At 72.2% G+C, this 10,857-nt stretch carries 10 protein-coding genes; 6 read left to right on the plus strand and 4 right to left on the minus strand.

Features of this window, described 5'->3' with window-relative positions; all coding sequences use genetic code 11:
- Positions 1-15 precede the first annotated feature (15 nt).
- The 5 genes from ACPCK6_RS14765 (at position 16) to ACPCK6_RS14785 (ending at position 6,134) form a co-directional block, all read left to right on the plus strand.
- Positions 16-1,089, plus strand: coding sequence for an ABC transporter ATP-binding protein (locus ACPCK6_RS14765; RefSeq protein ID WP_423481381.1), 1,074 nt, complete (start codon positions 16-18; stop codon positions 1,087-1,089).
- Positions 1,086-2,834 (plus strand): ABC transporter permease, encoded by a 1,749-nt coding sequence (locus ACPCK6_RS14770; RefSeq protein ID WP_396883469.1) that lies wholly within the window; start codon positions 1,086-1,088, stop codon positions 2,832-2,834. The genes ACPCK6_RS14765 and ACPCK6_RS14770 overlap by 4 nt, the downstream gene beginning before the upstream one ends.
- A complete protein-coding gene (locus ACPCK6_RS14775; RefSeq protein WP_396883468.1) occupies positions 2,822-3,643 on the plus strand; it encodes a creatininase family protein in 822 nt (273 codons plus the stop codon). The genes ACPCK6_RS14770 and ACPCK6_RS14775 overlap by 13 nt, the downstream gene beginning before the upstream one ends.
- Before the next feature lie 41 nt (positions 3,644-3,684).
- The gene (locus tag ACPCK6_RS14780) at positions 3,685-5,139 is read left to right on the plus strand and encodes an argininosuccinate lyase (protein ID WP_423481382.1); all 1,455 of its coding nucleotides are present in this window, start codon (positions 3,685-3,687) and stop codon (positions 5,137-5,139) included.
- Between the two features lie 95 nt (positions 5,140-5,234).
- A complete protein-coding gene (locus tag ACPCK6_RS14785) occupies positions 5,235-6,134 on the plus strand; it encodes an ROK family protein (protein ID WP_423481383.1) in 900 nt (299 codons plus the stop codon).
- 42 nt (positions 6,135-6,176) lie between these two features.
- Here ACPCK6_RS14785 and ACPCK6_RS14790 read toward each other — a convergent pair whose 3' ends face one another.
- Genes ACPCK6_RS14790 through ACPCK6_RS14805 form a run of 4 tightly spaced genes read right to left on the minus strand, consistent with a single transcriptional unit; the run spans position 6,177 to position 9,889 of the window.
- Entirely contained in the window at positions 6,177-7,184 is a 1,008-nt protein-coding gene (locus ACPCK6_RS14790; RefSeq protein WP_396883465.1) for a carbohydrate kinase family protein, read from the minus strand.
- Positions 7,181-8,371: a methionine adenosyltransferase gene (gene metK / locus ACPCK6_RS14795; RefSeq protein WP_396883464.1), complete on the minus strand. Its 1,191-nt coding sequence runs from the start codon at positions 8,369-8,371 to the stop codon at positions 7,181-7,183. Before metK ends, ACPCK6_RS14790 begins: the two co-directional genes overlap by 4 nt.
- Positions 8,310-9,371 (minus strand): dTDP-glucose 4,6-dehydratase, encoded by a 1,062-nt coding sequence (rfbB, locus tag ACPCK6_RS14800; RefSeq protein ID WP_396883463.1) that lies wholly within the window; start codon positions 9,369-9,371, stop codon positions 8,310-8,312. Before rfbB ends, metK begins: the two co-directional genes overlap by 62 nt.
- Positions 9,368-9,889 (minus strand): flavin reductase family protein, encoded by a 522-nt coding sequence (locus ACPCK6_RS14805; RefSeq protein ID WP_396883461.1) that lies wholly within the window; start codon positions 9,887-9,889, stop codon positions 9,368-9,370. Before ACPCK6_RS14805 ends, rfbB begins: the two co-directional genes overlap by 4 nt.
- A gap of 170 nt (positions 9,890-10,059) precedes the next feature.
- Between ACPCK6_RS14805 and ACPCK6_RS14810 the strand changes: the two genes are divergently transcribed.
- Positions 10,060-10,857 (plus strand): NAD(P)H-binding protein (locus tag ACPCK6_RS14810; RefSeq protein ID WP_423481384.1); only part of this gene is annotated, 798 nt, incomplete at its 3' end.

Below are 10,857 nucleotides of genomic sequence, written 5' to 3' on the forward strand. Positions count from 1 at the left end.
GGAAGGACCCACGAAATGATCGATGTCCGACTGACGGCGGTCAGTAAGCGCTTCGCCAAGTCGAGCGACTCCGCGGCGGTCGATGACGTCACCGTCACCATCGGGGCCGGCGAGTTCTTCACGCTGCTCGGGCCGAGCGGTTGTGGCAAGACGACGACGCTGCGCATGGTGGCCGGCTTCTACTTCCCGACCTCCGGTCACATCCACTTCGGCGACGACGACGTCACCCACTGGACGCCGAACAAGCGGGACACCGGCATGGTGTTCCAGAACTACGCCCTGTTCCCGCACATGACGGTGGCGCAGAACGTCGCGTACGGGCTCAAGGTCCGCCGGGTCTCCCGCGCCGAGCAGGCCCGCCGGGTCACCGAGGCGCTCGAACAGGTGCACCTCGCCGGGTACGGCGACCGGCGCATCGACGCGCTCTCCGGCGGCCAGCAGCAGCGCGTCGCCCTGGCGCGGGCCCTGGTGATCCGTCCCCGCACCATGCTGCTCGACGAGCCGCTGTCGAACCTCGACGCGAAGCTGCGCGAGGAGACCCGCGCCGAGATCCGGCGCATCCAGCGGGAGAGCGGCACCACCTCGATCTACGTCACGCACGACCAGGCCGAGGCGATGGCGATGTCGGACCGGATCGCCGTGATGGAGTCCGGCCGGGTCCAGCAGGTCGGCACCCCGCACGAGGTCTATTACCAGCCCGCGAACGCGTTCGTGGCCCGGTTCATCGGACGCAGCAACGTGCTGAGCCTGCCGGTGACCGGCGCGGCGGAGCAGCGCGTCCACGTGCGCCTGCCCGGCGGCGCCGTCATCGAGATCGGCGCACCCGCCGGACACGGGCTCAGCGAGGGCGACACCGCACTGGTCTCCGCGCGCCCCGAGCACATCGCGCTCGGCGGCGACGACGACACCGCGGCCATGCGCGGCCGCGTCAGCCACGTCGAGTTCACCGGCATGGCCACCCACGTCACCGTCGACGTCGACGGCGACGAGGTGATGGCCGCCCTGGTCGACGCGCCCGCCGGCATCCAGCTCGGCGACGTCGTGGGCCTGCGGCTCACACCCGAGCGGCTCTGGGTGGTCAAGCCGTGACCACTGCGACCCCGACCGCCCCCGGCTGGGCGGCGGCCCTCGGCCGGCGCCTGGCCGGCGGGGCGAACTCCCGATGGTTCCCCTACCTGCTGGTGCTGCCGCTGGTCCTGGTGCTGTGGGGCTTCGTCGTCCAGCCGATGTTCGCCACCTTCCGGGAGAGCGTCAGCGCCAACGGCACCGACAACTACCTCCAGTTCCTCTCCTCCTCCGGGGTGGCCCGCGAGTCGCTGTTCACCTCGCTGTTCATCTCCGCGGCGAGCGTGCTGCTCTGCGGCGTCGTCGGCGTGGCGATGGCGTTCCTGCTCAAGCGGTTCCACTTCCGCGGCCGGCGGCTCATCGAGGCGTTCATCCTGGTGCCGGCGGCCCTGCCGCCGCTGATCGGCGCCGTGTCCTTCCAGCTGCTCTACAGCAACATCGGCATCGTGCCGCGCGGCCTCCAGGCGCTGCTCGGCACCGACAAGCCGATCCTGGCCTTCGACGGCATCGCCGGCGTGCTGGTGGTGCACACGTTCACCATGTACCCGTTCTTCTACCTGGCCGCCTCCGCGGCGCTGGCCGGGATGGACCCGTCGGTCGAGGAGGCGGCCTACAACCTCGGTGCGGGCCGGGTACGCGTGTGGCGCACCGTCCTGCTGCCGATGCTCACCCCGGCGCTCATCTCCGCGTCGCTGCTGGTCTTCATGACGTCGCTGGCGTCCTACACCGCGCCCCTGCTGTTCAACGTCAGCCAGACCATGACGATGCAGATCTACATCAACCGCACCAACGGCGACCTGCCGATGGCCTCGGCGTACGCCTCGGTGCTCGGCATCGTCTCGATCATCTTCCTGCTCGGCATGCGCTGGTACGAGGGGCGGCGCAACTACCAGTCGCAGTCCAAGGGCGTCTCGGCGGTCCGGCGGGAGATCACCAACCCGATCGGCCGCTGGCTCGCGCCGCTCGCCTCGGTGCTGGCCACCCTGGTGCTGCTCGCCCCGGTCGGCGCGATCGCGCTCGTCGCGTTCTCCGAGGACCGGTCCTGGACCACCGAGGTACTGCCGCCGACGTACACGTTCGAGAACTTCGTCACCATCTTCACCGACCCCAAGGCGTTCCAGCCGATCCTCAACTCGGTGCAGATGAGCCTGCTCGCGGTCGTCGGCTGCGTGGTGATCGGCGTGCTCATCGCGTACGCGGTGCGGCGGCTCACGTTCGTCGGACGCGGCCTGCTCGACGTGGCCGTGATGATCGCCTGGGCGCTGCCCGGCACGGTCGTGGCGATCAACCTGATCTCGGCGTTCAGCACCGGCAACGCGTTCAGCTTCGGGCAGGTGCTGGTCGGCACGTTCTGGATCCTGCCGCTCGCCTACTTCGTGCGGTTCCTGCCGATCGTGTTCCGGTCCAGCTCCGCGACGTTGGCGCTGATCGACCCGTCGCTGGAGGACGCCGCCCGCAACCTCGGCGCCTCCTGGCTGCGCGCCTTCTACACGATCACCGTCCGGTTGATGCTTCCCGGTGTGCTCGCCGGCGCGCTGCTGGCGTTCGTGCACGGCGTCGGCGAGTTCGTCGCCTCGGTGCTCATCTACACCTCGTCGACGGTGCCGATCTCGGTCGCCATCAACAACCGCATGTACAGCTTCGAGCTGGGCACCGCGGCCGCGTACGGCATGCTCCAGGTGCTGCTCATCTTCGTGGTGATGTGGTTCTCCGGGCGGCTGGAGAGCAGCCGCACCGCGACCCGGAGGGCCGAGCAGTGGACGAACTGATCGAGCGGTGGCGGACCGGGGGAGGGCTGCTCCCGGTCACCCGGGTACCCGGGCACGCGTTCGCCACCGTGACCGAGGCGGCCGACCTGGCGGTGCTGCCGGTCGGCGCGGTCGAGTGGCACGGTCCGCACCTGCCGATCGGAACCGACCTGATCCTGGCCGAGGGCTTCGCCGGGGAACTGGCCACCGGGTCCGCCCGGGCGGTGCTGTTCCCGGCCACGCCGTACGCCGCCTGCCCGGGCCAGACCCGGCAGTGGCCGGGCACCGTGGCGCTGCGGCCGGAGATCGCCGTCGGCTACCTCGCCGACGTGCTCGCCGGCATCGTCGAGGCGGGCTTCACCCGGGTGCTCGTGGTCAACGGGCACGACGCCAACATGTCCACCGTCCGCGCGGCGATGGAGTGGGTGTCCGGCCGGCACCGGGCCAGCATGATGCTGGTGAACTGGTTCCAGCTCGTCGGCCCGGACGAGACCACCGAGATGTTCGGTGAGCTGCCGGCCCGGGGGCACGGCGGCGCGTACGAGAGTTCCGCGGTGCTCGGCTTCGACCCGGCCGCGGTACGCCTGGACGCGGCGCCGGACCTGCCGCCCAAGCCGAAACTGCCCACCCCGTACCCGTACGTGCTGGTGGAGTCGCGCCCCGACCCCTGGCAGGGCTGGTCGGGCCACGTCTCGCTGGCAGGTGAGGAGGCCGGCGGCCGGATCCGCGCCACCGCCGGCACCCGCCTGCGCGAGCTGGTCGGGGCGTGGCTCGCCGCGCCGCTGCCGGGGCCGCCCGGCGCCGACCGGCCCGACCAGCCGACCGGATGACAGTCACGCCCCAGGACCACGCACCACCTCGGGAGGCCTCCATGAGCCCGTCACTGACCGTCTACCAACAGCACCACCTGCGCGTCGTGTTCGACCACCACGTCGCCAACCTCTACCCGGCGATGGTCACGGCCAGCAAGGCCCACGTCGTCATGCTCGCCGAGCAGGGCCTGATCTCCGACGAGGCCGCCGCGACGATGCTGCGCGGCCTGGTCGCCCTCGCCACGGACCGGCCCGAGGAACTGGAGTACGACGGAAGCGTCGAGGACGTCTACTACACGCTGGAGAAGCGCCTCGCCGCCGCGGCCGGCATCGAGGTGTCGCAGTTGAGCGTGCAGCTCGCGCGCAGCCGCAACGACCTCGACGCCGGCGTCTTCCGGATGGTGCTGCGCGACCAGCTGCTCCAGGTGCTCGACGCCCTGCTGGCGACCGGTCGTACCGTGCTGGACCGCGCGGACCGGCACGCCGACGTGGTGATCACCGGCTACACGCACCGCCGACCGGCCCAGCCGACGAGCATCGGGCACGTCTTCGCCGGCTACGCCGAGGCGCTCGCCGGCGAGGCCGCCGCGTACGCCGGTCTGCTGGACGAGATGAACCGCTCGCCGCTGGGCTCCTGCGCCTTCGCGGGCACCGACCTGGACATCTCGCCCCGCCGACTGGCCGACCTGCTCGGCTTCGACCAGCTCATCGTCAACTCGTACGAGGCGGTGGCCGGTGCCGACCACCTGGTCCGGGTCGCCACGCTCAACGCGCAGGCGCTCGCCACCGGCGCCCGGCTCGCCCGCACCCTGATGGACTGGCTGAGCTGGGGCTGGGTGGTCACGCCCGGCGAGTTCACCCAGGGCAGCAGCATCATGCCGCAGAAGCGCAACCCGGTGGTGCTGGAACACCTCGTCTCGATGGCCGGCGCGGCCGCCGCGGACGCGGCGAGCGTGCTCAACAACGTCGGGGCCGCCTGGTGGGAGGACTCGAACAACGCCACCACCGACGTGCAGTCCCGGCTCTGGGAGGGCGACGACCGGGCGTACCGGTTCTTCTCGCTGCTCGGCGGTCTGATCGAGAAGCTGGATCCGCAGCGCCCGCCGTCCGGCGAGGAGATCGTCGCCGCCGGCGCCACCACCACCGCGGCGGCCGACGCGCTGGCCCGTCACGGGGTGCCGTTCCGGGGCGCCCACTCGCTGCTCGGCCGGCTGGTGCGCGGCGGCGCGCCGGCGACCTGGACCGAGGAACTGGTCCGGTCCACCGCCGCCGACCTCGGCCTGGCGCTCGACGACGCCGCGGTACGGGACCTGCTGGCCGCCGCGGTCCGCCCCGAACTCGTGCTGCGCCGCGCCCAGGCCGACGGCCCCGGCGAGGCGGCCGTCCGGGACCAGGTCGGACGACTGTCTACAATGCTCGACGCGGTGCAGGAGCGGGCGCAGGTGTTGCGTGAGCGGCTGACCCGTGCCGACGCGGCTCTCGCCGAGGCGGTCGCGGCGAGGGTAGGCCCGTGACGGGGCGGCAGACGCAGCTGGCCGTGGTCGCGGACGTCGTTTCGCGGCGACCACGTGATCTGGACCGACGGCCCGAAGGGCGATCTGACATCACCATGGAACGACCGGCAAATCCGCGCCTGCTCGGCATCGACTTCGGCGGCACCAAGATGGCCATCGGCGTGGGCGACACCGACGGCCGGCTGCTCGTCTCCGAGCGCCTGCCCACGATCGCCGAGCAGGGCGCGCAGCAGGCCCTCTCCCGGGCGCTGGACCGGGCGTGCGAACTCGCGGAGCAGACCGGCGGCACGATCGTCGCGGCGGGCATCGCCTCGCCCGGCGTCGTCCACGACGACGGTATCGAACTGGCGCCGAACGTGCCCGGCTGGGAGCAGTTGCGGCTGGCCGAGGCGGTCCGCGCCCACCTGAACCTGGCGCACGTGCGGGTGACGAACGACCTGAAGGCGGCGGCCCACGCCGAGCTGCGGCTCGGTGCGCTGCGCGACGCCGATCCGGGCCTCGTCGTCGGGCTCGGCACGGGAGTGGCCGCGGCGGTGACGGTGAACGGCGAGGTGCTGCCGGGCCGCCACGGTGCGGCCGGCGAGATCGCCTACGGACTCACCGACCTCAGCTGGCCGCCCCGGCTGGAACCGATGCTGGAGGCGACGTTCTCCGGCCGGGCCCTCGACGAGCTGGCGCAGCGCCTCGGCGTGGACGGCCGGGCGGCCGGCCTGTGCGCCGCCGCGGAACAGCCCGGCCCGGTACGCGAGCAGCTCCGCCTGCGCGTCGACGAACTGGCCCGCCAGCTGGTCACCTGCTGCCTGCTGCTCGACCCGCAGCGGATCGTGCTGGTCGGCAGCGTCGCCGGCAACGACCTGGTCCGGGAGCTGCTGACCGAACGGCTCACCCGGACGCTGCCGTACCCGCCGGAGGTCGTGCTGTCGGACTTCGCGCAGGACGCCGCGCTGCTCGGCGCGCTCGCCCTGGCCACCGAGGCCCAGCCCGCCACGGTCTGACCACGACGGCGGTGCGAGGCCGCCGGTGGCGACCTCCGCGCGTCACCGGGCTCCGATCCGCCGTCGCGGGTCGGAGCCGGTGAGCGCGTCGCGGGTGGCCCGGGCGACGTCGGGGTCGTACCGGTCCCGTAGATCGGTGACGAGACGGTCGGCGGTGAGGTCGTACTCCTGCGTGCCGGTGGCTGTGATGGCGTACGCGGCGACCTGGCACCCCACCGCGGCCGCGACGCGGGGCGGCAGTCCGCGGGTCACGCCGGCGAGGAAGCCGGCACGGAAGGCGTCACCGGCGCCGGTCGGGTCGACGACCCGTGCGACAGGCACCGCGGGCACCGTCTCCGACCGGCCGTCGGCACGGATCCGTACACCCGCCGGGCCGTGCGTGGTGAGCACCATGTCCACCATCGTGCTCAGCTCACCGTCCGAGACGCCGAGCTTGTCCAGCATCAGGCCGTGCTCGTACTCGTTGGTGAGCAGGTAGCGGGCACCGGTGACGAACGCGGCGATCTGCTCGCCGGACATCACGGCGAGCTGCTGGGACGGATCGGCGGCGAACGGCACACCGAGCCGGCGGCAGGCCTCGGCGTGCCGGACCATGGCCGTCGGGTCGTCGGGACCGATCGCCACCAGCCCGGTCTCGCCCGGCCGCACCACGGCGGCGAGGTCGATGTCGGCGGCCTCGGCCATCGCGCCCGGATAGAACGACGCGATCTGGCACATGTCGTCGTCGGTGGTGCAGATGAACCGGGCGGTGTACGCGGTCCGGCTCTCCCGCACGGCGTCGCAGTCGACGCCGTGGCCCTCCAGCCAGGCCCGGTACTCGGCGAAGTCCGGCCCCACCGCGCCGACCAGCGTCGGGCGCAGGCCGAGCCGGGCCATGCCGTACGCGATGTTCGCCGCCACCCCGCCGCGCCGGACGGTGAGCCGGTCCACCAGGAACGACAGGGAGACGGTGTGCAGCCGGTCCGTGACGAGCTGGTCGGCGAACCGGCCCGCGAACCGCATCAGGTGGTCGGTGGCGATCGAGCCCGTGACCACGACGTGGGCGCTCATGCGGCCGCGTTCTTCAGGTCCTGGGCGCGGTCGGTGCTCTCCCAGGTCAGCTCCGGCAGCTCCCGGCCGAAGTGGCCGTACGCGGCGGTCTGCTGGTAGATCGGCCGCAGCAGGTCCAGATCCCGGATGATCGCCGCGGGACGCAGGTCGAACACCTCCCGTACGGCCCGCTCGATCCGCCGCGCGTCCACGTTCTCGGTGCCGAACGTCTCCACCGACAGGCTCACCGGGTGCGCCTTGCCGATCGCGTACGCCACCTGGACCTCGCACCGCTCGGCCAGCCCGGCGGCGACCACGTTCTTGGCGACCCAGCGCATCGCGTACGCGGCCGACCGGTCGACCTTCGACGGGTCCTTGCCGGAGAACGCGCCGCCGCCGTGCCGGGCGTACCCGCCGTACGTGTCCACGATGATCTTCCGGCCGGTCAGGCCGGCGTCACCCATCGGGCCGCCGATCTCGAACCGCCCGGTCGGGTTGACCAGCAGCCGGTAGCCCTCGGTGTCCAGGCCGAGGCCCTCCAGCTCCGGGGCCACGACGTGCTCCCGGACGTCGGGAGTGAGCAGGGAGTCGAGCGAGATGTCGGAGGCGTGTTGCGACGACACGACCACCGTGTCCAGGCGGACCGGACGCCGGCCGTCGTACTCGACGGTGACCTGGGTCTTGCCGTCGGGACGCAGGTACGGGATGACGCAGTCGCGGCGGGCGGTCGAGAGCCGCCGGGCCAGCCGGTGCGCCAGCGCGATCGGCAGCGGCATCAGCTCGGGCGTCTCGGAGCAGGCGAAGCCGAACATCATGCCCTGGTCACCGGCGCCCTGCGCGTCCAGCAGGTGCGCCGAGTCGCCGTCCCGCAGTTCCAGCGCCTGGTCCACGCCCTGGGCGATGTCCGGCGACTGCGCGCCGATCGACACGCTGACGCCGCAGGACGCGCCGTCGAAGCCCTTCTGCGACGAGTCGTAGCCGATCCGCAGGATGGTCTCCCGCACGATCGCCGGGATGTCCGCGTACGCCTTCGTGGTGACCTCGCCCGCGACGCACACCTGGCCTGTCGTGACGAGCGTCTCCACCGCGACGCGGCTGTGCGGATCCTGGCGCAGCAGTGCGTCGAGGACACCGTCGCTGATCTGGTCAGCGATCTTGTCCGGATGGCCCTCCGTGACCGACTCGGAGGTGAACAGGCGGCTTGCCATACGGTCCTCCCTCAGGGACTGCGGTGCTCTGCTTCAGCGGTTCCCACCATTCGCGGTGGTCCCGATACCAGCGCACGGTCTCCGCCAGGCCGCGGCGCAGTGGCACCCGCGGCGTGTAGCCGAGCTCGTCGCGGATCTTCGACCAGTCCAGGGAGTACCGGCGGTCGTGGCCCTTGCGGTCCGGGACGGAGACCACGTGGTGGTCCCCGCTCACGCCGCACGCCTCCAGCAGCATCCGGGTCAGCTCGCGGTTCGGCAGCTCCGCCGTGCCGCCGATGTGGTAGACCTCGCCCGCGCGGCCGTGCCGCCGGACCAGCTCGACACCCCGGACGTGGTCGTCGACGTGCACCCATTCGCGCACGTGCATGCCATCGCCGTAGAGGGGTACCGGCCGGCCCTCCAGCAGGTTCGTCACGAACAGCGGGATCAGCTTCTCCGGATAGTGGTACGGGCCGTAGTTGTTCGTGCACCGGGTCACCCGGACGTCCAGGCCGTGGGTCCGGTGGTAGGCCAGCGCGATCAGGTCGGCGGCGGCCTTCGACGCCGAGTACGGCGACCGTGGCGCCAGCGGGCTCTCCTCGGTCCACGAGCCCTCGTCGACGGTGCCGTACACCTCGTCGGTGGACACCTGGACGAAGGTGCGCAGGCCGGCGTCGCAGGCCGCCTCGACGAGGTTCTGGGTGCCGAGCACGTTGGTGCGGACGAACTCGGCGCCGCCCTCGATGGAGCGGTCCACGTGCGACTCCGCGGCGAGGTGGACGATCTCGTCGTGCTCGCGGACCAGCGTCGACACCAGCTCCGGGTCGCAGACGTCGCCGTGGACGAAGCGGAACTCCGGCCGGTCGCGGACCGACGCCAGGTTGGCCAGGTTGCCCGCGTACGTCAGCCGGTCCAGCACGGTGACCGTGACGTCGCCCGGTCCGTCCGGGCCGAGCAGCGTCCGCACGTAGTGCGAGCCGATGAAACCGGCGCCGCCGGTGACCAGCAGCCGGGTCGTCATCGCGTCCCCCCGTTCGGCCCGGAGTCCGCGGCCCGGAACCGCCCCGGCTCACCACGCAGCAGCACGAGCGGGCTGCCGTCCCGGCGGTGGCCGAACTCGCGTACCCGAGCCACCACGATGACGTGGTCGCCGGCCCGGTGCTCGGCGTAGGGCGTGCACTCCAGCCAGGCGACCGCGCCGTCCAGGACGGGCGCGCCGCCCGGCGACGGGTGCCAGGAACAGTCCTTGAACCGCTCCACCCCGGCCGTCGCGAACCGGCGGCACAGCTCGTGCTGCCCCGCCCCCAGCACGTTGACGCACCAGCACGACGCGGCCCGCAGCCGCGGCCAGGTGGTGCTGGTGTGCGCCACGCAGAAGGAGACGAGCGGGGGATCCAGCGAGACCGACGTGAACGAGCTGATCGAGAGCCCCGCCGGCGGCGCCACCCGCCCGTGACCGGTCACCACCACCACTCCGGTGGGGAAACTGCCGAGCACCCCGCGGTAGGCGAGATGGTCCGGCGCGACGGTGGCAGCCATCTGTCCTCCCATCTCGATCGACCTGCGTCTCAGCCTCACCGGGTGGCCTAGAGGCTGGCTCGGCTCCGCCTGGAGCCGTCGCGGCGGGCCTTCCCTCCGTCCGTCGCGTCCGGTTGAATCGTGGTTCCTGCCAGGGATCGACGAGAAAGACCCGAATCTGCGGAGGGCTCATGAAATTTCTGGTCACCGGTGCCACGGGAAACGTCGGGCGGGAGGTGGTCCGGCATCTGTGCGCGGCCGGCGTGCCGGTCCGCGCGGTGAGCCGCAACCCCGCCGCAGCCGATCTGCCACCCGAGGTGGAGGTGGTCCAGGGTGACCTCCTGCGGCCGGAGACGCTGGAGAAGGCCTTCGACGGCATCACCGCGATGCACCTGTTCCCGGAGCCCGAGACGGCGGCGGCGGTCGTCGACCTGGCGCGCCGGAAGGGCGTCCGGCGGATCGTGGTGCTCTCCAGCGAGGCGGTCACCGACAACCCCGACGACGGCTACCACCGGGTGGTCGAGAAGGCCGTCGAGGAATCCGGTCTGGAATGGACACACGTGCGCCCGGGTGAGTTCGCGTTGAACAAGCGCGACACCTGGTCGGCGGCGATCCGGTCGGGCACGGTGCGGTTGGCCTTCCCGGAGGCGAAGGGTGTGCCGATCCACGAGACCGACATCGGCGCGGTGGCGGCCACCGCGTTGCGGGAGGACGGCCACTCCGGCAAGGTCTACCGGCCGACGGCCGAGCAGACGACCACGCATCGCGAACAGGTGGAGGCGATCGCCGAGGCCGTCGGCAAGCCGGTGACGATCGAGGTCATCACGCCGGAGCAGGAGAAGGAGGACCTGCTCGGCATCGGCTGGCCGGACGACCTGGTCGAGTACATCCAGGCGTACCAGCGGCAGTGGACCGTCACCCCGCCGGAGGCCCGCACCGACGTCTCGACGGTGACCGGACGCCCGGCCCGCACGTTCGCCGAGTGGGCG

The sequence above is a fragment of the Micromonospora sp. AB353 genome (genome assembly GCF_049538395.1).
Classification (GTDB): Bacteria; Actinomycetota; Actinomycetes; order Mycobacteriales; family Micromonosporaceae; genus Micromonospora; species Micromonospora aurantiaca.

Bases quoted from the DNA above. Each gene is read 5' to 3' on its own strand.
- rfbB (WP_396883463.1), bottom strand. From the start codon at position 9,371: ATGACGACCCGGCTGCTGGTCACCGGCGGCGCCGGTTTCATCGGCTCG.
- ACPCK6_RS14805 (WP_396883461.1), bottom strand. From the start codon at position 9,889: ATGGCTGCCACCGTCGCGCCGGACCATCTCGCCTACCGCGGGGTGCTC.
- ACPCK6_RS14785 (WP_423481383.1), top strand. From the start codon at position 5,235: ATGGAACGACCGGCAAATCCGCGCCTGCTCGGCATCGACTTCGGCGGC.
- ACPCK6_RS14790 (WP_396883465.1), bottom strand. From the start codon at position 7,184: ATGAGCGCCCACGTCGTGGTCACGGGCTCGATCGCCACCGACCACCTG.
- metK (WP_396883464.1), bottom strand. From the start codon at position 8,371: ATGGCAAGCCGCCTGTTCACCTCCGAGTCGGTCACGGAGGGCCATCCG.
- ACPCK6_RS14780 (WP_423481382.1), top strand. From the start codon at position 3,685: ATGAGCCCGTCACTGACCGTCTACCAACAGCACCACCTGCGCGTCGTG.
- ACPCK6_RS14765 (WP_423481381.1), top strand. From the start codon at position 16: ATGATCGATGTCCGACTGACGGCGGTCAGTAAGCGCTTCGCCAAGTCG.